Here is a 19,692-nt window from a genome sequence, read left to right on the forward strand (position 1 = left end):
CCGAGCATCGGAGGTCCTGCCTCGTGCCGTAGCGCCGGTGCTGCGGCATGACCCCCAGTAAAGTGAAGCGCGCCGAGATGGGAAGGCTGAGATGACGGATCTGATCGACACCACCGAGATGTACCTGCGCACGATCCTGGAGCTCGAGGAGGAGAACATCATCCCCCTCCGGGCGCGCATCTCGGAGCGGCTCAGTCATTCCGGCCCCACCGTCTCGCAAACCGTGGGGCGCATGGAGCGCGACGGGCTCGTCGTCGTCTCCGGCGATCGCCATCTGGAGCTGACCACGGAGGGCAGACGCAAGGCGATCCACGTGATGCGCAAGCACCGCCTCGCCGAGCGGCTTCTCTACGACGTCATCAAGCTCGACTGGGAGTTCGTGCACGAGGAAGCGTGCCGCTGGGAGCATGTGATGAGCGAGCAGGTGGAGCGCCGCCTCCTCGAGATGCTCGACCACCCCACGGAGTCGCCCTACGGCAACCCGATTCCCGGCCTCGACGAGCTGGGCGATAGCCCGGCGTCGCGCTTCGCGGACGGGGTGATCAGCTTGCCGCGCTTCGTGGCGGGCTCGACAGTGCCGCGACGGGGAGTCGTGCGCCGTCTGGGTGAGCCTGCGCAGGTCGATCCCGAGCTGCTCCTTCAGCTCAAGCAGGCCGGCGTCGTCCCCGGCGCAGAGGGCGAGTTCTCGGCGCTCAATGGTTACGTGCTCGTCCGCATCGACGGCGTGGAGGCGGGCATCGAGCTGCCGACCGAGGTCGCTGCGCACATCTTCCTCGTGGTGTGAGGTGGCGTGAGCCCGCGCTCATAGCGCCTCCCGGTGACGGGGAGACGTGCGTGGGATCACTTCTGCATCTCGAAATGGTGACAAATCGGTAACGGTCGCTTACGCTCTGTGAAGCCCTGCAGCCGATCCTCGGCCGTCGGGCGCGGAGTCCGACGCCCCCACGCCCGTCTCGGACACCGTGGACACCGATGCTTTGCGCATAAGACGGGACAGCTACCTGGGCTGATGGGACGTCGGAGGTACCGCCCCTTGCCCCACAACGATTCGACTTCCCCGAACGACTCGACCGGTTCCCCCACCCGGTTCCGCTCCACCCACCTCGACGGTTCCTTCGAAGGTCGGCCGCCGGTGATCCGCGCTCGGATCCACGGCGACGCCCCCGTCTCGCGTCGTGCCGTCCCGAAGGCACCTGCCCGTCGCGTCGACGTCACCGACTTCGTGCCCTCACCGGCTGGCACGCCGCGCAAGCGCCGCGGCCGCATCGTGGGCAAGATGGCGATCGTCGGCTTCGCCGGCGCTCTCGTCGCCACGATGGCCCTCCCCGCGTATGCGTTCTCGCCCGGCAGCCAGGACGACGGGCTCTTCGCCGCCTCCCGTGCCGATCTCCTCCGGCAGGGTCAGGCGCAGAGCGTCGCCGTCGCAGGAGGAGTCGTGCAGGCCGCGATCGCCCGCGACGGCTTCTCGGCGGAGGCGGCTCCGGCGCCCGAGCCGGTCGCCGCGGTCGCAGAGCCGGTCGCCGACACGAGCACGGTCGAGGAGGCGCGCGCCGCGACGGCCGAGCAGTTCACGTCCTACTCCGGCGCCTCCGCGAGCCAGATCGCCGCCGCCGCCCCGACCACGGGGTACAGCCTCTCGGCCGTGTACAACACGGCGCTGCAGTACCAGGGCGTGCCGTACGTCTTCGGCGGAGCCGACCCGAGCGGCTTTGACTGCTCCGGCTTCGTCATGTACGTGTTCGCGCAGTACGGCATCTCGATGCCGCACTCGGCCGCAGGCCAGGGCGCGATGGGGACGCCCGTCTCACTCGCGGACGCGCAGCCGGGCGACCTCGTCATCATGGACGGGCATGACGGCTTCTATGCGGGCAACGGTTCTATCCTCCACGCACCGTATGAGGGCGCGAGCGTGCGAGTGCAGCCGCTGTGGACCCCGGACTACACGATCGTGCGTATCCCCGGCTGAGCCGTCCGCCGCTGCCCCAAGGTGGTGAGGAGCCCGCACCCCGAGTCTCGGGGGAGCGGGCTCTTCGCGCTCTCGGGCGCCATGCCTCCCCGCCGGCTCTGTGTGAACTGCGGATGACGATTTCGGCCGATTCTCTGGTGATCTGAGCCCGAAGGGTTAATCTGAACCTCAGTCCGCCCGCGTGGCGAGCGGAGCGATTCGTCGAGGGACGGAGTGCCGGGATGGCCGAGCGGAACGGGCGCCACTGCGTGGGGCTGCGTTCCCGCGCGCGGCGGACCGACTCGAGACGCGCGAGGATCCTCTCCGCCGCTGTGCACTCCTCCGACACGCGGATACGTCACCACGTCATCACGCGGCGTTGCGCCGTGGCCTCGAAGGGCGCCGTCATTCCGACGGCGCCCTTCTTCGTGGTCGCGACGCCTTCGTGTGGCGGCGTGCCCCAGCACGGAGGTTCCTGATGCGTACTCTGGTTCTCAACGCCGGCTATGAACCGCTCGCGGTCGTGTCGTTCAAGCGGGCGCTGGTCCTGCTGATGACCGAGAAGGCGACGGTCATCGCCGCCGACGACGAGAATCCGGTGCACGGCGCGACCGGCGACTACGTCCGTCCGTCGGTCATCGTGCTCACGCGGTACGTGCGGATCCCGAACGGGCGGAAGGTCCCGGTGTCGCGCCGTGGGGTGTTACGGCGCGACAATCACCGCTGCGGCTACTGCGGGCAGCATGCGAACACCATCGATCACATCCAGCCGAAGTCGCGCGGCGGCCGTGACACCTGGGAGAACCTCGTCGCCTGCTGCCAGCGCTGCAATAACGTCAAGAGCGACCGAACCCCGCTCGAGATGGGTTGGAGACTGCGCACGGTGCCGCGGATGCCGCGGGCCGGATCCTGGCTTGTACGGGGAGCGGAGCGCACGCAGCCTGAGTGGGACGGGTACCTCGCGCCGGCCGCCTGACAGTGCTTGCCGCGAGACGCCTCTCGAGTGCGTCTCGGTCACCGGATCGCGTGCCTCAGCGGGGAGGAGTCACTCGTTGTCGTTGCCGGTGCTGTCACTGGCATTGCCGGAGCGCGCGCCGCTCCAACTCCAGTTCGCCACGTCGGGGATGTCCTCACCATGCTCACGCGTGTACTCGCGGGCGCGGATGCGTGCGTCCTGCATCTCTTGCCGCACCCCCGCCGCGCGGGCACCGAGGCCAGGGGTTCGATCGATCACGTCGATCACGAGCGAGTAGCGGTCGAGCTCGTTGAGCATCACCATGTCGAAAGGAGTGGTCGTCGTCCCGTTCTCCCTGTAACCGTGCACGTGCAGCTTGCCGTGTCCGCTGCGCTTGTAGGTGAGGCGGTGGATCAGCCACGGATAGCCGTGATAGGCGAAGACGATCGGCCGGTCGGGGGTGAAGATCGCGTCGAACTCCCGATCGGACAGGCCGTGTGGATGCTCCGACTCGGACATCAGCCGCATCAGGTCGACGACATTGACGGTGCGGATGGCGAGCTCCGGGAGCGCCTCGCGCAGGATGCTCACCGCCGCGAGCGTCTCGAGGGTCGGCACGTCACCCGCGCAGGCGAGGACGACATCTGGCGACTCGCCCCTGCGCTCAGTGCTCGCCCACTCCAGGATGCCGAGGCCGCGCGTGCAGTGGGCGATAGCCTCCGGCATGGAGAGCCACTGTGGGGAGGGCTGCTTGCCCGCGACCACGACATTGACGTAGTCGACGCTGCGCAAGCAGTGGTCGTAGGTCGAGAGCAGCGTGTTCGCGTCGAAGGGCAGGTAGACGCGGACCACCTCGGGCTTCTTGTTGAGGACGTGGTCGATGAAACCGGGATCCTGATGGCTGAAGCCGTTGTGATCCTGGCGCCAGACGTGGCTCGAGAGCAGGTAGTTGAGGCTCGCGATCGGACGACGCCACTCGATGTCACGTGAGCCGTCGAGCCACTTGGCGTGCTGGTTGAACATCGAGTCGATGATGTGGATGAACGCCTCATAGCAGGTGAAGATTCCGTGGCGGCCCGTGAGGAGGTACCCCTCGAGCCAGCCCTGGCACTGGTGCTCCGAGAGCATTTCCATCACGCGTCCTGCGTGGGCGAGGTGGTCGTCGAGCGGGCTCACCTCCGCGTTCCACTGCTTGTCGGTCGCGGAGTAGAGGGATTGCAGGCGATTGCTCGCGACCTCGTCGGGGCCGAAGAGGCGGAAGGTGCTCGGATTGGCCCGGATGACGTCCGCGAGCCAGTCGCCGAGCACCTTCGTCGCCTCCGCGACCGAGCCACCCGGCTGCGCGACCTCGACTCCGTAGCGGCGGAAGTCGGGGAGGTCGAGAGTCTGACGCAGCAGCCCACCGTTCGCGTGCGGCGTGGCGCTCATCCGCAATGCGCCCTCGGGAGCGAGGGAGCGCACGCGATCCGCGACTCCGCCGCTCTCGGTGAAAAGCTCCTCGGGCCGGTAGGACCGCAGCCACTCCTCCAGGAGGCGGGTGTGCGCCTCCGTGTCGCGCGCGTTGGGCAGCGGGACCTGATGGGCGCGGTAGGTGCCCTCCACGTGGACGCCATCGATCTCGGCCGGGCACGTCCAGCCTTTCGGGGTCTTGAGGACGATCATCGGCCAAGCGGGACGACTGAGATCACCCTCGGCCGCGCGCTGCTTGATCGCGGCGATGCGGTCGAGGACCGTGTCGAGGACGTCGGCGAAGCGCTCGTGCACGCGCATCGGATCTTCGCCGTCGAAGCCGCCCTCGACGAAGAAGGGCTCGTGGCCGTAGCCGCGGAGGAGGCTCTCGAGCTCGTGCTGCGGGATGCGCGCCAGGACCGTCGGGTTGGCGATCTTGTAGCCGTTGAGGTGGAGGATCGGCAGGACGACGCCGTCGGTCGCGGGATTCACGAACTTGTTCGAGTGCCAGCTGGTGGCGAGCGGTCCGGTCTCGGCCTCGCCGTCGCCGACAACCGCGGCCACGAGCAGATCGGGGTTGTCGAATGCCGCTCCGTAGGCGTGGCTCAGCGCGTAGCCGAGCTCGCCGCCCTCGTGGATGCTGCCCGGAGTCTCGGGGGCGGCATGGCTGGGGATGCCTCCCGGGAAGCTGAACTGGCGGAACAGGCGGCGCAGCCCCTCCTCCGACTCGTCGATGTGGGAGTAGATCTCGCTGTAGGTGCCGTCGAGGTAGGCGTTGGCGACCATGCCGGGGCCGCCGTGGCCGGGCCCGGTGACGTAGAGGGTGGGCTGATGGCGCTCGCGGATCGTCCGGTTGAGGTGCGCGTAGATGAGGTTCAGCCCGGGAGTGGTGCCCCAGTGCCCGAGCAGCCGAGGCTTGATGTCGTCGCGGCTCAACGGGGTCGTGAGCAGCGGGTTGGCCAGCAGGTAGATCTGCCCGACCGCGAGGTAGTTGGCGGCGCGCCACCACGCATCGACGGTGTCGAGCGTGTCCCGGGTGAGTGCGGCATCCGCCGGCCGGGGGAGCCAGACGTGCTCGGGAGCGGGACGGAGCGAAGACGAGGAGGCCATATGCCCACGCTTGCAGGCCGGTGGAGGGGGTGAAAGGGCCTTGCGGCACGAGCGGGCCGCTGGGCCGGGTGGATGCGGGCGTTCGCCGGTCGCCGCTCAAGCGCGGGCCTCGAGGCCCGGCAGGTAGACTGTCTTGGCCAGCCTCTGTAGCTCAATGGAAGAGCGACTCCGTCCTAAGGAGCAGGTTGGGGGTTCGAGTCCCTCCAGGGGCACCAAAGTGTCGTTACTAAAACCCTTGCCAGAGAAAAATGCCGGATCGGCGCCGATCTCGGCCTCCAGGAAGCTGGTGAGGGTCCGAGCACCACTCCTACGAGTGGTGCTTTTTTCGTGTGCGGCGGGCTGCACGGCGGACGAGGTGATCGTGGCAAACGGTTCATTCAGTTCTGCGGTGATGGTCCCGTCGGCATGGACGAGAACGCGCGCGAGGAAGACCTGATTCAAGAGCCGTTTCAGGTGGTCGGGCGCCTCACCGTAGGCGTTGGCGCACTCCTCGGTCACGTCGAGAGCTAGCCGGATGGCGTGCTCGACATCGGCCACGTCCTGGGTAAGTCTCGTTTCGTCTCGTTCGGCAATCGTCCGCTCTCCGCGGATGCGATCCTGCTCCTTCTTGAACAGGTCGAGGGGGATCGCGTCTGCGTAGTGAGCTTGAAGAAGACGGAGCTGCTCGCGTTCGAGCCGCTCCCGGTCGGTCCTGATCTGTGCGCGCTGCCGCTCGGCGTCGCCGCGAGTGGCCACGAGCTCGTCGTGGAACAGTCGCTCGAGGTCTTGTCGGGCTATTCGGTCGAGCCGGAGACTCTTCTTGTACTCCTGGACGATATTCTCCTCCACGACGTGAATAAGGACCGCCTTCTGCGTGCAGTCGTTCCGTTTCGCCTGACGTGCTGAGCAGTAGAAGTAGGGGTAGATCTCCCCGGACTTCGACCGCGTCATCTGCACGATCAGGCGGTTGTGGCAGTTCCCGCAGTACACCGTGCTCTTGAGGTAGTGATCGTGTCGACGTCGGCGCTCGCCGGAGCGGCGCGCTTGCAGTGCGTCCTGCACCTTGTCCCACGTCTCCTGATCGATCAGGGGCTCGTGCTTGCCTGCGTAGGTCGCTCCGGCGAACGAGACGAGGCCGAGGTAGTACGGGTTGGTCAGAATCTTGTGGAGATCGGTATCGGTGAGGGCCCGCGAGGGAACTTGCGGGGTCCGACGCGTGGTGAGCCCGCGCTGAGCGAGTTCGAGCGCGAGCTGGGACAGGCTGACGTTGGGCTCCGTGTAGCGGTGGAAGGCCCAGGAGATGAGCGGAGCGCGGTCGGCGTCAGGGCGCACCGTGCGGCTCTCACGGCCGTCGCTGTCGAACTCGCGGACGTTAAGGTATCCGAGAGGTGCCCGTCCGGGTGTTCCGCCCTTCTGAACTTTCTGAGTCATTCCTTTGGTCACCTCGTGAGCGAGGTTGCGCGAGTAGAACTCGGCAATCGAGGACATGATGCCGTGGAGGAGCGCACCGGACGGGGACTGATCGATGCTCTCCGTGGCAGAGATCAGCGCCACGTTCGCAGCGGTCAGCTGCTTCATGATCTCGACGTCGTCCTCGCGATTGCGGGCGAGGCGATCGACCTTCGGCGGTGGATGTTGAGCGTGCTCCTCGTCCTCGCTGTCGGTGCAGCTCACGTGGCCGTGATGCGACTGAGCGTGGCTCTCTATCCGTCCTGGTCGCTTCCCGAAGATGAGCTGCGGATGCCGACGGTGGCGACGCGGGTGTCTCGCTTACTCTCGCGGATCAATCAGAAGAGGGCGCGGAGGGTTTTCGTCGATGTCGGCGAAGACCCTCCCGTGTTCTTCACCCCGCCTGGTCTGCAGTGCTGTTGCGGTTCACGAGTGCTGAGCGCGGTGTGGCGCTGGTTAGTCCAGGTCTTGTCGGGCACTGGAGAAGCGCCGCTCGAGCACGGCGCCGCTTTCTGTTCCGTCCAGGTAGGTGCGGAGCGCGCTGACGAGTCCGGTCATCTCGCTCGTGGTGAACATCGCCCTCGCACCGTCGTCCATACCTCGGTCGATGGCGCGGAGGCGAGGGACGAGGGTGGTTCCGTCTGTTGTGAGTTGGAGGGCGACGGCGCGACGGTCGTTAGCGTGGATGGAGCGTTCCACGAGGTCTCGTCTCACGAGGGTGTCGACGATCCGGCTCGGACTCGCGGTCTCGCAGACGATGAGCTCGCCGAGTTCCTTCAGGGTGATGGGACCGTACTCCGCGAGGACGAGGATGATCTCGAACTGGGAGGCGGTCAAGCCGATCTCAGCCAGTTGCCGGTTGAGGGCGCGGTTGCCTTCGCGCTGGGCGGCGAGCACCAGGTAACGCAGCTCGAACGGCGCGAGCGACGGCGCCGTGAGGGAGTGCGCTGGTGCTGGTGTGGTCATGTGCGATCCAGTCGTGACAGGGGCGGGGACGGACAGCTCCGCCTCATTTTGGCAGGTTCTCGCCGAGGGGCCAGCTTTCCTTTCGGCGGGCCCCGGAGTTGGCTGAAGGTCAGGTGCTGACGAGTTCGCTGTCGGACTGTCCGGATCTCGTCGGCGGCACGAGCGGGGGAGTGCTCTTGGTCGTGCCGGGCTGTCTGCCGAAGGCTCGTGGTCCGATGGCGCGGAGGATGCTGGGCATCACGATCATGCGGATGACGATCGCGTCGAGCGCGACGGCGATGGCGAGGCCGATCCCGATCTCGCGGACGATGCTGATCTGCGCGGTCATGAAGGAGAGGAAGACGGCGATCATGATCAGGGCAGCACTGTTGATCATGCTCCGGGTCCGGCGGGCGCCGCCGATCACGGCGTGCTCGTAGGGGGTGCCGGCCCGGTACATCTCGCGCATGCGGGACATGATGATGACCATGTAGTCCATGCTCAGCCCGAACATCACGGCGAACAGCAGAATCGGAGTGACGGAGTTCAGCGGGACATCCGAGATCGCCCCCTGGATCAGCGTGAGCGCTCCGACGCTTGCTCCTACGACGAGCAGGTTGAAGAGCAGTGCGAGGCCGGGGAGGAGCGCCGACCGCCAGGCGAACGCGAGTAGGGCGAACGTCAGAAGGAGCACGAGCGTTGCCACCAGCGGGATGCTGTCGATGATGGTGGCGTCGAAGTCCACACCTTGGGCTGTGGCACCGGTTACGGCCACTCGCGAGGCGGGGGCGAGTTCGGCGGGGAGATCCTGCCGGATGTCGTTCACGAGGTGGTGTGCGCTGACGGAGTCGGGGCCTTCCGTCGTTGTCGTCAGCAGGCGCGTGGTGATGACGCCATCGCGCTCGTTCCAGAGCTGCTCGAGGTCGGCGGGGGCATTCCCCTGTTCGAGGAGCGCGGTGAGCTGCTCGGTCGGCAGGCCGAGGTCGGTGACGGACGTGACAGCGTCCGCTCCAGGGCGGTCGGCGATCCAGCCGCTGGCGTCCTGGATCTGGGTCAGGGCCTCGGCCGTCTGTACTCCCGCGGGGAAGGTCAGGACGACGTCGACGGGGAAGAGCCCCTCTTGGCCGATCTGCTCGTCGAGCGTCTCGAGCCCTTGTCGTGCGGGGTCATCGGCGGGGAGGACGGTTGCGCTCGCGACGGGCGACTGCAATGACAGGCCGCTGACCGGGAGTGCACACGCGCCGAGGGCGAGGATTCCGATCGCGCCGACGAGTGCGGGACGCCGGATGACGGTCGTTCTCTCCGCCCGGTCGATCGTGGGTGCTTCATGGCGAAGGAAGGGTACGCGGAAGCGATCGATGCCGGGCCCGATGAGCGTGAGGGCGGCGGGCAGGACGAGCATCGTGACGAAGAGGGCGACGGCCGAGACGACGATGCCGCCGAGCGCGATGCTCGTGAGGGCCATCACCTGAGGGATCAGCAGCGCCGCGAGAGCCAGGATCACGGCGATCCCGCTGAACAGTACGGAGTGACCGGCGGTCGCCATCGTCGCCCGTACTGCGGCAGGGGTCGTCCTTCCAGCGGCGAGTTCCTCTCGGAATCGTTTGATGATGAAGAGGGAGTAGTCGACGGCGACTGCTAGTCCGATCATCGAGATGATGTTGGTGTAAAGGTTCGACACCTCCGTCACGCGCGTCAGCAGGTAGCCGATGCCCATCGCCATCACGAGTGATGATCCCGCGACGAGCAGGGGGAGGAACGTCGCAACGAGAGACCGGAAGACGAACAGGAGGACGACGATCAGGAGCGGGAACACGATGAGCTCTGCGCGCATCGCGTCAGCCTTCGAGTGCGCATTGAGTTGGAAGTCGAGAGCAGGCTGCCCGGTGACGTAGACGTCATCGGCGAGGGCAGCGCCGTCCAATTGCTCCTGCAGTCCGGGGACCAGGTTCTGAACGGATGTTCCACTTCCGCCGAAGCCGGCGATGACTGCCGCCGTCCGCCCGTCTGCGGACATCAAGCTCGGAGTGGAATCCGGTGTCGTCACAGTGCTCGCCCCTTCCGCATCGAGGACTCGGACCGTGTCCGAGAGCTGCTCCTCGCTCAGAGGCGAGTTGCTGTCGAGCACGACCACCAACTGATTCGGGGACTCCCCGAACCGTTCCTCGACGAGCTCCTGGGTGACGAGCGCTTCCGCTCGGGGATTCGTGAACCCGCCGCCGGAGAGCGCAGCGTCAAGACGAAGCGCCAGGATCCCGCCGATCACGAAGAGAACCAACCAGATTCCGATCACCACCCGCGGAAAGCGGATGGGCAGTTCGAGCAGCCGGCTCATGGGATCTCCTAGTCACTCGTCAACAGATAGATGATGTAACACGCATGCTACATCATGTGTACACCTGGTAACAAGAGGCGCTCGCCGGCCCTGCGGTCTTGACCGCTCGGCGCCGTGGTCATACTTTCAATGCGACAGCAGTAGATGCTGTCGCATGTATTGCGATAGCACACATTGGGGGGCCGGTTCTTGACCGGTTCACATCACGGGGAGTGGACGCCATGACTTTGAACATCGACACAACAGACTCGGTTCGCGAGCAGCTGCTCGAGTCGGCCGAGACTGCGATCGCAGCGATCGCGCGAGGGGAGATCGTCGTCGTCGTCGACGATGAGGACCGCGAGAACGAGGGTGATCTCGTGATGGCCGCGGACCACGTCACGCCGCAGGCGATCAACTTCATGATCACCCACGGTCGGGGGCTCGTCTGCCTCGCGGTGACGAAGGAACGCGCAGAGCAGCTCTCCCTGCCGCCGATGATCCTCCGTAATGAAGATCACATGGGAACCGCCTTCACGGTCAGCATCGATGCGACGCTGGCCCATGGGGTCACGACCGGTATCTCCGCGGCCGAGCGCGCGAAGACCATCACTGTCGCCATGTCGGGAGAGGCCGGAGATCTGCAGCGACCCGGACACATCTTCCCGTTGATCGCGCGGGAAGGTGGCGTCCTGGCCCGAGTAGGCCACACAGAGGCATCAGTCGACCTTGCCCGCGCTGCCGGATGCCGTCCTGCGGGAGTGATCGTCGAGATCATCGGACCGGACGGCGAGATGCTCCGACGCGACGGCCTGCAGGTGTTCGCCGCGCAGCACCAGCTAGTGATGACCAGCATCGAGCTCCTCCGTGAGCACCTCGCCGCGAAGGCCGCCTGAGATGCGAGGTGAGACGGCCGTCCGGAGGATCTCGCAGGCCTTCGTCGCAGGACGAGTGAAACGACACCTCGCGTCAGTCGAAGGTCTCGAATACCTCCCCATCGGACGCCCCTTCGTGCTGGCACCGAACCACCGCAGCTACTTCGATCACTTCGTGATGGAGATCCTCGTCGGCGCCGCGACCGGCCGTCCCGTCTGGTTCCTCACCAAACGCGAGAGCTTCGAGAAGACGCTGTCGCGACTCTGGACACTCGCCTGGTACGGGATCCCCGTCGACCGGGACACCCCGTCGCCGGACACCCTTCGAACCGTGCAGCGGATCCTCACCAGCGGCGACATCCTCTGCGTCTATCCCGAGGGCACGCGGAACGTCGACGCGGAGCTGCTGCCCTTCAAGAGCGGAGCGTTCCGATTCGCGCTCGCCGCTGACGTCCCCGTGATCCCGGTCGGAATGACCGGAACGGACGCCGTCCTGCCCAAGGGTCAGAAGCGGTTCCGCGCTGGTGGCAAGGTCCATCTCGCGTTCGGGCCACCCCTCGCCGTCGACAGGACCGTCGGGAAGCAGCGAGCGGCAGAAGCGATGTCCCTCCAAGCGCGCCAGTCGATCACCGACCTCATTCGGCAGGCCGAAGCGGACGCGATGTACGGTGCCCTCGCGTCCGCTCAGGCGGCCGCGGGCCGACTACTCGATCGACAGATCACCGATTCTCTCGACGAGCGCGGGCGTCTGGGGACCACAGATGGGAAGCGACTGCGGCTGCTCGCTTCCCTGCTCTCAGCCATGGAGACGCGACCGCATCACGTGAGAGTCCAGCAGGCGCGCCTGCTCGGGATCCGCCTCCTCACCCTCCCCAAAGCGGTACGCCCTCTCCCCGCGCGCGCCGTCCGCAACACCGTCGAGGCCGTCCTGCAGCACGACCCTCACCATCGAGACGCCAACTACCTCCTCGGGCGATGGCACCTCAGCATGCCCGCCGTCCTGGGAGGAAGCGCCTTGCAAGCGGCAGACGCGTTCCGGCGCAGCGCCGACAGTTCGCCCACGGTCGACACCCGCGCCCTCGCCGGCCTTGCGGAGGCATACTCCGCCCTCGGCCGCACTGAGGACATGATCCGTACGCTGCGCACCATCAGCGCGGCCAGCGCCGCCCCGCACTCCCGAGAACACGCGCGAATCGTCCGCGCACAGGGCCGCCTCGCCGCTCTCAGCGCGACCGGTGAGCCTCGGTCCGAGACGGTCGCGAGAAGCCGGCCATGAGCGCGAGAATCGCAGGCGACGGCCTTCTCGTGATCGAGGAGGTCATGGTGGCGTTCGATGACGTCACACGAATCCGTTGGCGCCGCGCCCCCACAGGATGGATGCTGCGCGACCCCTGGCCAGACGCCGACGAGCGACGAGCGGTGCAGACCCATCTCGACAGTGGAGGCACCCTGCTCGTCCTCACGAACGACGATCCCATTCGCGCCGAGGCGCTCGTAGACGAGCTGCCCACGAAGCACCGTGACCAGCAACCGACCTACGAACTCATCGAGGTGAGCGTGGATCACTTCGACTGGCTGCCCGACGACGTGCGAGCTCGGGGAGAAAAGTTCGTCGCCGAGCAGAAGCGTTACTGGGCAACCCGGCCCTCCCTGCTACGCCCTCCGATCGCGCTGGACAGCGTTGACCCGTTCTGGGACATCCGACTCCCCGGACACACCTTCTTCGCAGTCCTCGCACCTGGCACCACCAGCGGGCGCGTTCAGCGAGAGCTGCACCCGTTCCTCACGTACTTGCGCTCCTACGAGAGCGCCGAGGAGAGAGGACCCAGATGACCTTCGCTGCCACCCGCATCATCCCCGGATCGATCCCGACCGTGCTCGCGGTCCTTCGCGACGCGCGGACTCTCGCGACCTGGAACCCCGCCCTCGGCCCCCTCCGCCCAGCCGACCAGACCGTCGTGACAGGAAGACCGTACAAGACCGTCATCCGCGGCATCCTTCCCGCCGTCGTCGTCTTCACTCACGCCGACGATGCACTCGTCGAATACCGCATGCGCGGCGCCGGCGCCGAAGAGCGAGGCCGATGGCTCCTGGAACGCATCACAGACCAGGAGTCTCGAGTCACGCACACCTTCGAGCACACCGGTCCGTTGCTGTCGATGCTCCGACGCTCCTTCACACCCGTGGCCAACTGGCGCCTGGAGCGTTTAGAGGACGAGGTCCGCGCACTCGCCTACCGCTGACACCCCGCTCGTCCAAGGAACCACTCGATCCGGCGGCATTTACTCTTCACATTTAGAGCGTTATTCATAAGGTTGTTTACCGGCCGGTTCGGTAGAGTTCGAGTGTGGTGCCTATGTGGCCGGGGTCGGCGATCCAGTCTGTGTCGTTGAGGATCGGCTCCCAGCCGCACAGTGTGAGTGCGGCGCGGTCGTGTCTGGCGCCTGTGACGGGTTCGGATACGGCGAGTGAGCCGCCGGCGAGGTCGGCCGCGGTGTGCACGTTCACGCCTTGACGGTGTCGCTTCCCGGAGTGGTTCGATCGACCGGTCGGCGCGGTTCCGTGTCGGCACGTCGGTGCCGTCGACCAGGATCACGCGACGCTTCACTGCCTCGGCGAGCGAAACCCCGGAGAAGCAGCAGGCCTGTTCGATCAGCGGAACGATCCGTTTTCATTGCGCTCCTGGGAGAGCGCAATGCCGCCAGGGGCGGTTCATCCACGCGCCGACGTCATCGTCAAGCAATAGCAGAAAACCAGGTCGCCTCGAGGGTGGTGGGCAGCTGTGGCGCCGTGGTCTTCGACTGGTTCGAGCACGTCCTGCGGGGAGCCGCCGGCGTCGCTATGGGATGCCCCGCCTTGTGGGTGACTTGTACACGCAACGGCAAAGATGCGGAACGAAGGTGCCCATCAGTCTGTCGTTGACGAGCCGATGCTGGACTGCTGGTCGGCAACGACTATGGCGGCAGGCGAGCGAGCGGGGGCATAGGGCCGGGTACCCTGGGCGTATGACGACACCCACCGGCCCGCTCCCAAGCGATGGCACCTCTCGAGCAGTTCTGCCGGGTATGACCGAGTCGCAGGAGCGCTCGAACCGGGTGTTGACTATTGTCGGCTTCATTTTGGCGTTCATTGGCTTCTTAAACGTCGCGGGGTTGGTACTGTGCATGATCGCGCTCTTTCGCTCTCGGCGGGCAGGCCGAAGGAACGGTCTTGCTCTAGCCGGGATCGTCATCGCCTTGGTCGGAATCGCACTCATCGCGATGTTCCTGAGTGTCCTGGTGCCGGTACTGGTGGACGCCGCACAGACGTGTTCGCGCCTGGGGCAGGGTATCCACATCGTGGGTGACTCGACCTACACATGCACGCCGACATCGTTCTCGGTGAACACGAGGCATTAAAAGCAAGTCCGCTGCTGCTGTGGCTCAGCCTGACGCCGCACGAGGTCCGCGCGGGCTGGAAGCTCCCCACCCCACGGGCGGTGCTTCGTTAGGTGCTTCCTACTCGCCCAATTCGTACGGAGGGCGCCTGTTGTCGGCGTCGGCATCGGGAAAGATCTTCGACGGATCGCCTTTCGCGAGTTTGAACCCGGGGGTGCCGGTGAAGGGCTACCAGGATCTCAGCGTCGGCGACTACGTGTGCACCCAGGGCGCAAACACCTGACCGCACTGCGACATCAGGATTCAATCACTGACGCTTTCATGGAGCGACCAGACAGGGAACCCAAACCTCGGCGCGCTGTGGGGTGTCCAGGTGAAGGGCCAGATTGCGGCTGGCGCGGGCGATAGTGGTGGACCGGTAATTACTCTTGACGGCAACGGATTCCGTGCGGCGGGCATGATCCAGGGAACGCGGGGAAGCTCGGCAGCAGGCAACTGGTAGCTCGGTGGACAGTACTGCTACAACTACTCCCGGACCGGCTCGCAGACGTGCTCGTGCGATGTCGTCTTCACCTCGGTGCGCTCGGTTGCCGGCGTCTGGGGCGCCACGCTCCTGACCAGTAGCTAGGGAAGCTCCGACAGGTCAGTCTCCGGCAATGACGCAGTCGGGTTCCGATGCCGCCGCATCGGGCTCGGCTGTGTCGTTTGCTGACCTCACGCATCGCTCAGCGGTGATGTTAGTGCCATCCGCCGTTACCTGCAGCGCGGAGTCAACGGCGATAATGGTGGTGCTCTCTTGACCCATTAGGTCAGTCAGCCATTTCTCGTGCTCTTCCCTCTCGTCTAAGCAGGCCACATAGGTCATAGCTGGCCCGTATGCAATTGACCATGAATTTGCCGATGATGGCTCGACTGAGTAACTAAAAAAGTTGCAGGGTCCATTGATGGTGAATCGAACCTCACCGCCCACTTCCTCCATACCGAATTCAACCGGTTGTGAGATCATCCAGTCGAGAGAATCACCATTTTCGGATGCTTCTACCGCGCTGTATTTTCCTGCGATCTCGGATATCGCGAGGGTGCGAGCGCGAGCTGGTGTCTCGGTGGGTGTAGCAGTTTCTACCGCCGACTCTGCGTCGGAGCGAGAGGCGCAACTGGTCATCAACAACATTGCAGAAGTGACGCAGAGTACGGCCGCGCCCTGCATTGTTCTCTCGCGACACCGAGGCAATTTCATTTTCAATCTCCCGGTTCGTCTTGTGTGCATTCGTTTATGCCGTTCGGGTCGAGGTATATGCGCACGGTACTTTCGTCCTCGCAAATCAATGGAACAACATCAGAATAGACGGTGCCTGGCTCTTTGGGTTGCGCCAAGCTCTTGCATGCCAATACCAGATCGCTGGCAGTCGAGTCGGCGGCCGATATTTCCGCGAAGATTTCTGCGCCCGGCTCCGCTGAGAGCCAGCACGATGCAGTCGGCGTAGCGGTGTCGCCTCGGCCTAGATTGACAGCTAACAATGCGACGCCGCCCACCGCAAGGATCAGGCCGGAAACTAGCGCGACCCTGGACACTCGGCGTGCTCTCGAGGTGAGGCGAGTGGAGAGAGCGATAAGCATCGAATCGATTTGCTCGTCGGTTGGTTCCGAATACGTCACCTTGGGCCTTCCTCGCTCGTGTTCTTGCGGATCAGGACGCGCATTCGCGACAGCCGATTTCGAGCAGTGCCGTGAGTGAACCCCAGGCGACTGGCCGCCTCGTCGTAACTCAAGTCGAGGGTTACGCATGCTCTCCAGATTGCCTTATCCGTCGGACCGAGTTTCTCAATAGCCCTGTCAATATCTATAAAGCGATCACGCTCGACGGGTGGGAGGACCGGGACATTTTCCTCTTCGAGGGCGAGATGTGTTCTACGCCTCTCTCGTCGATTAGTTGTTGAGCTGATGTTCTTCGCGGTGACTAGGAGCCAGGGAAGCACTGATTCCCCTACGATGTTCATGCGGGTTCTCTGCTCCCAGAGAGCCAAAAAGACATCTTGTACAACATCCTCTACGTGATTCGGGTTCGCTAGATATGCGAAGCTGGCCCGATGAACAGCCTTAACGTGCATGCGAAAAAAAATCGCGAGTGCGGCGGAGTCACCCGACGCGAGCCGTTTCGCAAGGTCCGCTTCGGTGTGGTTCGCCATCTACACTCCCTCCTCTGTAAGAGAGTGTCCCAGCGACACCGGATCGTCTCAGACAACTTTGGTTGCCCGTTCCGTCGTCGCCCCCGCCTCAGCATCGACGTCATCTCGCGGACTGATCTGCGTCGCGCCCGTTCCTGGCGCGGCCCTTCGGCCACAGCGTGACCCGCCTCGCCATCGCCCCGAACTAGCCTTGTCGGTGTGTCACAGCGGGAGGGGCTCGGGGTCGCGGCCCGGCGCCAGCACCACCTATTTCACAACTAGCTCGCGCTTCCCCGTGATGGGCCTCCGATCCGAAGCCCTGCCCGGCGCACGGGCCAACGTGACTCGGCTACCGCGCAGAGGCTGCTGCGTCTTCCGTGAATCGTACGTCGAGGCCTTCGTGTCGTCGCACGAGAGATGGGTCACCGGCTCACCTGATGATGGTATTCATGATGCCGCTCTGACTGTCCACATGCTTGAAACGCCGGTATGCCCTGGCTGTCGCCGTGCACCCGCGAGCAATCTCGCGATAAGTTTGACGGAAATCACCAATAGGAACAGACCCGCTGCACGCCTGGTCTCGAGTCCGGGGGCCCCAGACATATAGACACAAGGCGGCACCGCCGTGGGGATGCTAGCTGAACCGTCTTCGGTTTGATGCGCCCTTCTTTCGAGTTTGGAAGGAAGATGTTGATCATGTCGACGAGAGTTCCGGAGGGGGGCTAAGGAGCGGGCTGTTAGGCTGGTTGTGGATCACCTTGACGGGTGTCCGATGCTCACTGCTGCATGGGAGTCCGTGTCCGGGTGGCTGGGCTTCGGGGCCGAGTCGTTGCGTCGGTGGGTGCGGCAGGCGCAGATCGATGGCGGCCGGCGCGACGGCGCCACGACTGTCGACGTGGATGAAGTGAAGCGGCTGCGGCGAGGGAACCGTGAGTTCCGTGAGGCGAACGCGTTCCTGAAGGACGCGGCGGTTTTCTTCGCCGGGGAACTCGACCCCCTACGGCGTTGATCGTCGCGTTCATCGACGAGCAACGAGCCAAGCATTGTGTGGTCGAGTCGATCTGTCGGGTCCTGCGGGAGCAGGGGTTGGAGGTCGCCGCGCGAACCTATCGGGCCTGGAGAAGATCCGAGGCCTCGACCAGCGACAGGGCTGATGCGATGATCATCGACGCACTGTTGGCGACGGCCGCGACGCCGGAGAGCAGGTAGGGGCGACGGAAGATGACTTACGACAATGGCCTCCCCGAGTCCACGATCGGGCTGTTCACCACCGAAGCGATCCGCGACGACAGCCCGTTCCGGAACAGCCCACCGCGGACAATCGACGACGTCGAACGGGTCACCACGGGCTGGGTCGACTGGTTCACCAGCAGCAGCCTCCACACCGCTCCTGGAGACGCCCCACCCGACGAGTTCAAGGCCAGCAACCACCCTCCCCTCAACAGCCCACCCCGACCCGTCATGGCACCCACATAAAAGCGGCAGAAAACCGAAAACGGTTCACGGCTCGGTGTAGCGGTGAAAGCCCGGGAGATGAGCGGAGCGCGGTCGGCGTCCGGGCGGACCGTGCGGCTTTCGCGGCCGTCGCTGTCGAACTCGCGAACGTTGAGGTATCCGAGCGGAGCCCGACCTGGAGTCCCGCGCTTCTGCACCTTCTGTGTCATGCCCTTGGTGACCTCGTGTGCGAGGTTGCGTGAGTAGAACTCTGCTATCGAGGACATGATGCCGTGAAGGAGCGCGCCCGACGGTGACTGGTCGATGCTCTCCGTGGCGGAGATCAGCGCCACGTTCGCGGCGGTTAGCTGTTTCATGATCTCGACGTCGTCCTCGCGGTTGCGGGCGAGGCGGTCGACCTTGTGGACGACGACGTAGTCGACGGAGTGCTCGCGGATGTACTCGAGCATCTCTTGGACCGCTGGACGGTTCGCTGTCTTCGCGGGCTCTCTGCGGTCGACGAACTCCTTGGCGACCATGGCGCCCATGGACTGCGCCTTCTTCCGATTCGCCTCCCGCTGCGCAGGGATCGAGAACCCCTCCCTCTCGTCACCGCGATGCGGGCACGCTGGTCGATATGCGCTCTCTTGTAGACTTCGCGGAGACGTGGTTGATGAAATGTCGAGATCTACGTGATTGGAGGGTCCCGCGCTTCTGGCGGAATGCTCGACCGTGGTGACAGATGTTCGAAGGAGTGTGAGGGATTCGATGAAAATTGAGCTGATGCCGATGGACGACTCCGCGCTGGTCCGATTCGAGAGAGCGGTCCTTTCCCCAGCTGGCACGGGTGAGTTCCAGTGGTTCGGGTTCACGGATTTGTCGCAGGTCCGCGCCCGTTTCAAGTCGGATGGATTACTTGGCGATCAGGGGGGGGGGGGGCATGCTGGCAGTTCAACTTGATACTCAACAAGTCGGAAGAGTCGAATGGTTCTCGAGCAGATGGGGGCGCTCATCGTCGACCTGCTGGACCATCGCGGTCGGGATAGATGAGGGCCACCGGGGCTTGGGGATTGGCACGGCTGCGCATCAACTGTTAGTCGACTATCTATTTCGTCATACCCGGGTTGAAAGAATTCAAGCATACACGGATGAGCGGAATGTGCATGAGAGGAAGGCGCTGACATCGGCTGGCTTCAGCCAGGAAGGGATTCTTCGGCGCGCGCAGTGGCGTGACGGTGGGTGGCGCGATATGGCCCTCTATTCTCGCCTTAGAGAGGCGTCGTGAGCGCTGTTTCAGACGCGAAGAGCTTCGTTGGGCCTGGTGAACTTCGCGTAATTCTGCGGAAGGTTACGGGAACTTCGGCCATAGCGACCTGTCTGCATCTCCCGGTGGGATGCTCTCCGGCATTGCACATTGAGCTGAGCACCTGCTTGGCAGCCCAGTCTCGCTCGGCCAGGATTCGACAATAGCCGTGTTTGCGATGGGAGGGCGAGCTAACGCGCGCACTTCGCTTCACATTCTGCCGCGCAGGGGACTCGGGTTAGCAGTAGAAAGGGAGCGTGACCGCGTCGCTCTACACGACTTTACCTCCCAGCGTATTGAGGCTGAGACCGACATCGTCGCCGCAGAAATCGATCGCAACATCACTCAGCGCCCCCATGGTGGTCTAGTTATGCCCAAGCCGCCAGAGCTGA

19 protein-coding genes, 1 tRNA gene and 1 pseudogene are annotated in these 19,692 nt (G+C 64.9%); 12 read left to right on the forward strand and 9 right to left on the reverse strand.

Annotation, left to right across the window (positions count from 1 at the left end):
• Positions 1-91: 91 nt before the first annotated feature.
• From ITJ45_RS04200 to ITJ45_RS04210, 3 genes are all read left to right on the forward strand, one after another.
• Positions 92-784 (forward strand): metal-dependent transcriptional regulator, encoded by a 693-nt coding sequence (locus ITJ45_RS04200; protein ID WP_194607539.1) that lies wholly within the window; start codon positions 92-94, stop codon positions 782-784.
• A gap of 249 nt (positions 785-1,033) precedes the next feature.
• On the forward strand, positions 1,034-1,966 hold the full coding sequence (locus tag ITJ45_RS04205; RefSeq protein ID WP_228493420.1) for a C40 family peptidase: 933 nt from the start codon (positions 1,034-1,036) through the stop codon (positions 1,964-1,966).
• Between the two features lie 457 nt (positions 1,967-2,423).
• Positions 2,424-2,921: an HNH endonuclease gene (locus tag ITJ45_RS04210; RefSeq protein ID WP_194607540.1), complete on the forward strand. Its 498-nt coding sequence runs from the start codon at positions 2,424-2,426 to the stop codon at positions 2,919-2,921.
• Between the two features lie 69 nt (positions 2,922-2,990).
• On the opposite strand, the gene ITJ45_RS04215 is transcribed toward ITJ45_RS04210, so the two are convergent.
• Positions 2,991-5,459 (reverse strand): phosphoketolase, encoded by a 2,469-nt coding sequence (locus ITJ45_RS04215; RefSeq protein ID WP_194607541.1) that lies wholly within the window; start codon positions 5,457-5,459, stop codon positions 2,991-2,993.
• A gap of 140 nt (positions 5,460-5,599) precedes the next feature.
• Here ITJ45_RS04215 and ITJ45_RS04220 point away from each other — a divergent pair.
• Positions 5,600-5,674 (forward strand) — tRNA-Arg (locus tag ITJ45_RS04220).
• A 304-nt stretch (positions 5,675-5,978) separates the two neighbouring features.
• Entirely contained in the window at positions 5,979-6,344 is a 366-nt protein-coding gene (locus ITJ45_RS04225) for a hypothetical protein (RefSeq protein ID WP_194607542.1), read from the forward strand.
• On the opposite strand, the pseudogene ITJ45_RS14415 reads toward ITJ45_RS04225, so the two are convergent.
• The 3 genes and pseudogenes from ITJ45_RS14415 to ITJ45_RS04245 all read right to left on the reverse strand — a co-directional run.
• Positions 6,321-7,112: pseudogene (locus ITJ45_RS14415) on the reverse strand (recombinase family protein); the annotation flags it as partial. The gene ITJ45_RS04225 and the pseudogene ITJ45_RS14415 overlap by 24 nt on opposite strands.
• 231 nt (positions 7,113-7,343) lie before the next feature.
• On the reverse strand, positions 7,344-7,853 hold the full coding sequence (locus ITJ45_RS04240; protein WP_194607543.1) for a MarR family winged helix-turn-helix transcriptional regulator: 510 nt from the start codon (positions 7,851-7,853) through the stop codon (positions 7,344-7,346).
• A 109-nt stretch (positions 7,854-7,962) separates the two neighbouring features.
• The gene (locus tag ITJ45_RS04245; protein WP_194607544.1) at positions 7,963-10,167 is read right to left on the reverse strand and encodes an MMPL family transporter; all 2,205 of its coding nucleotides are present in this window, start codon (positions 10,165-10,167) and stop codon (positions 7,963-7,965) included.
• A gap of 221 nt (positions 10,168-10,388) precedes the next feature.
• Between ITJ45_RS04245 and ribB the strand changes: the two genes are divergently transcribed.
• From ribB to ITJ45_RS04265, 4 genes are read left to right on the forward strand one after another with little or no spacing between them, the layout of a single operon-like run.
• Entirely contained in the window at positions 10,389-11,042 is a 654-nt protein-coding gene (ribB, locus tag ITJ45_RS04250; protein ID WP_194607545.1) for a 3,4-dihydroxy-2-butanone-4-phosphate synthase, read from the forward strand.
• A gap of 1 nt (position 11,043) precedes the next feature.
• A complete protein-coding gene (locus ITJ45_RS04255) occupies positions 11,044-12,297 on the forward strand; it encodes a lysophospholipid acyltransferase family protein (protein ID WP_194607546.1) in 1,254 nt (417 codons plus the stop codon).
• A complete protein-coding gene (locus ITJ45_RS04260; RefSeq protein ID WP_194607547.1) occupies positions 12,294-12,854 on the forward strand; it encodes a hypothetical protein in 561 nt (186 codons plus the stop codon). The genes ITJ45_RS04255 and ITJ45_RS04260 overlap by 4 nt, the downstream gene beginning before the upstream one ends.
• Positions 12,851-13,264 carry a hypothetical protein gene (locus ITJ45_RS04265; RefSeq protein WP_194607548.1) on the forward strand — a complete coding sequence of 138 codons (414 nt, stop codon included), beginning with the start codon at positions 12,851-12,853 and terminating at the stop codon, positions 13,262-13,264. The genes ITJ45_RS04260 and ITJ45_RS04265 overlap by 4 nt, the downstream gene beginning before the upstream one ends.
• 76 nt (positions 13,265-13,340) lie before the next feature.
• Here ITJ45_RS04265 and ITJ45_RS04270 read toward each other — a convergent pair whose 3' ends face one another.
• On the reverse strand, positions 13,341-13,529 hold the full coding sequence (locus tag ITJ45_RS04270) for a hypothetical protein (RefSeq protein ID WP_194607549.1): 189 nt from the start codon (positions 13,527-13,529) through the stop codon (positions 13,341-13,343).
• A 497-nt stretch (positions 13,530-14,026) separates the two neighbouring features.
• On the opposite strand from ITJ45_RS04270, the gene ITJ45_RS04275 reads away from it, so the two are divergent.
• Positions 14,027-14,419 (forward strand): hypothetical protein, encoded by a 393-nt coding sequence (locus tag ITJ45_RS04275; protein WP_194607550.1) that lies wholly within the window; start codon positions 14,027-14,029, stop codon positions 14,417-14,419.
• A 622-nt stretch (positions 14,420-15,041) separates the two neighbouring features.
• Here the strand turns inward: ITJ45_RS04275 and ITJ45_RS04280 are convergent.
• The 3 genes from ITJ45_RS04280 to ITJ45_RS04285 form a co-directional block, all read right to left on the reverse strand.
• Positions 15,042-15,569 carry a hypothetical protein gene (locus ITJ45_RS04280; protein WP_194607551.1) on the reverse strand — a complete coding sequence of 176 codons (528 nt, stop codon included), beginning with the start codon at positions 15,567-15,569 and terminating at the stop codon, positions 15,042-15,044.
• Positions 15,570-15,637: 68 nt separating this feature from the next.
• Positions 15,638-15,970, reverse strand: coding sequence for a hypothetical protein (locus ITJ45_RS13980; protein ID WP_194607552.1), 333 nt, complete (start codon positions 15,968-15,970; stop codon positions 15,638-15,640).
• 80 nt (positions 15,971-16,050) lie between these two features.
• Positions 16,051-16,584, reverse strand: a complete 534-nt coding sequence (locus ITJ45_RS04285) for an RNA polymerase sigma factor (RefSeq protein ID WP_194607553.1) — start codon at positions 16,582-16,584, stop codon at positions 16,051-16,053.
• Positions 16,585-17,404: 820 nt separating this feature from the next.
• On the opposite strand from ITJ45_RS04285, the gene ITJ45_RS04290 reads away from it, so the two are divergent.
• Positions 17,405-17,572, forward strand: coding sequence for a hypothetical protein (locus tag ITJ45_RS04290; RefSeq protein WP_194607554.1), 168 nt, complete (start codon positions 17,405-17,407; stop codon positions 17,570-17,572).
• A 217-nt stretch (positions 17,573-17,789) separates the two neighbouring features.
• On the opposite strand, the gene ITJ45_RS04295 is transcribed toward ITJ45_RS04290, so the two are convergent.
• Positions 17,790-18,869 (reverse strand): recombinase family protein, encoded by a 1,080-nt coding sequence (locus ITJ45_RS04295; RefSeq protein ID WP_323742848.1) that lies wholly within the window; start codon positions 18,867-18,869, stop codon positions 17,790-17,792.
• A gap of 35 nt (positions 18,870-18,904) precedes the next feature.
• Here ITJ45_RS04295 and ITJ45_RS14420 point away from each other — a divergent pair, with 35 nt between their 5' ends.
• The gene (locus ITJ45_RS14420) at positions 18,905-19,282 is read left to right on the forward strand and encodes a GNAT family N-acetyltransferase (protein ID WP_416365263.1); all 378 of its coding nucleotides are present in this window, start codon (positions 18,905-18,907) and stop codon (positions 19,280-19,282) included.
• The last annotated feature ends 410 nt before the right edge of the window (positions 19,283-19,692 follow it).

Source organism: Rathayibacter sp. VKM Ac-2879 (assembly GCF_015351245.1).
GTDB lineage: Bacteria > Actinomycetota > Actinomycetes > Actinomycetales > Microbacteriaceae > Rathayibacter.

What these genes read in the sequence shown, in the direction of transcription:
- ITJ45_RS04200 (WP_194607539.1), top strand. Translation starts at nt 92, where the DNA reads ATGACGGATCTGATCGACACCACCGAGATGTACCTGCGCACGATCCTG.
- ITJ45_RS04210 (WP_194607540.1), top strand. Translation starts at nt 2,424, where the DNA reads ATGCGTACTCTGGTTCTCAACGCCGGCTATGAACCGCTCGCGGTCGTG.
- ITJ45_RS04215 (WP_194607541.1), bottom strand. Translation starts at nt 5,459, where the DNA reads ATGGCCTCCTCGTCTTCGCTCCGTCCCGCTCCCGAGCACGTCTGGCTC.
- ITJ45_RS04240 (WP_194607543.1), bottom strand. Translation starts at nt 7,853, where the DNA reads ATGACCACACCAGCACCAGCGCACTCCCTCACGGCGCCGTCGCTCGCG.
- ITJ45_RS04245 (WP_194607544.1), bottom strand. Translation starts at nt 10,167, where the DNA reads ATGAGCCGGCTGCTCGAACTGCCCATCCGCTTTCCGCGGGTGGTGATC.
- ribB (WP_194607545.1), top strand. Translation starts at nt 10,389, where the DNA reads ATGACTTTGAACATCGACACAACAGACTCGGTTCGCGAGCAGCTGCTC.
- ITJ45_RS04255 (WP_194607546.1), top strand. Translation starts at nt 11,044, where the DNA reads ATGCGAGGTGAGACGGCCGTCCGGAGGATCTCGCAGGCCTTCGTCGCA.
- ITJ45_RS04260 (WP_194607547.1), top strand. Translation starts at nt 12,294, where the DNA reads ATGAGCGCGAGAATCGCAGGCGACGGCCTTCTCGTGATCGAGGAGGTC.
- ITJ45_RS04265 (WP_194607548.1), top strand. Translation starts at nt 12,851, where the DNA reads ATGACCTTCGCTGCCACCCGCATCATCCCCGGATCGATCCCGACCGTG.
- ITJ45_RS04275 (WP_194607550.1), top strand. Translation starts at nt 14,027, where the DNA reads ATGACGACACCCACCGGCCCGCTCCCAAGCGATGGCACCTCTCGAGCA.
- ITJ45_RS04280 (WP_194607551.1), bottom strand. Translation starts at nt 15,569, where the DNA reads ATGTTGTTGATGACCAGTTGCGCCTCTCGCTCCGACGCAGAGTCGGCG.
- ITJ45_RS04285 (WP_194607553.1), bottom strand. Translation starts at nt 16,584, where the DNA reads ATGGCGAACCACACCGAAGCGGACCTTGCGAAACGGCTCGCGTCGGGT.
- ITJ45_RS14420 (WP_416365263.1), top strand. Translation starts at nt 18,905, where the DNA reads ATGGATTACTTGGCGATCAGGGGGGGGGGGGGCATGCTGGCAGTTCAA.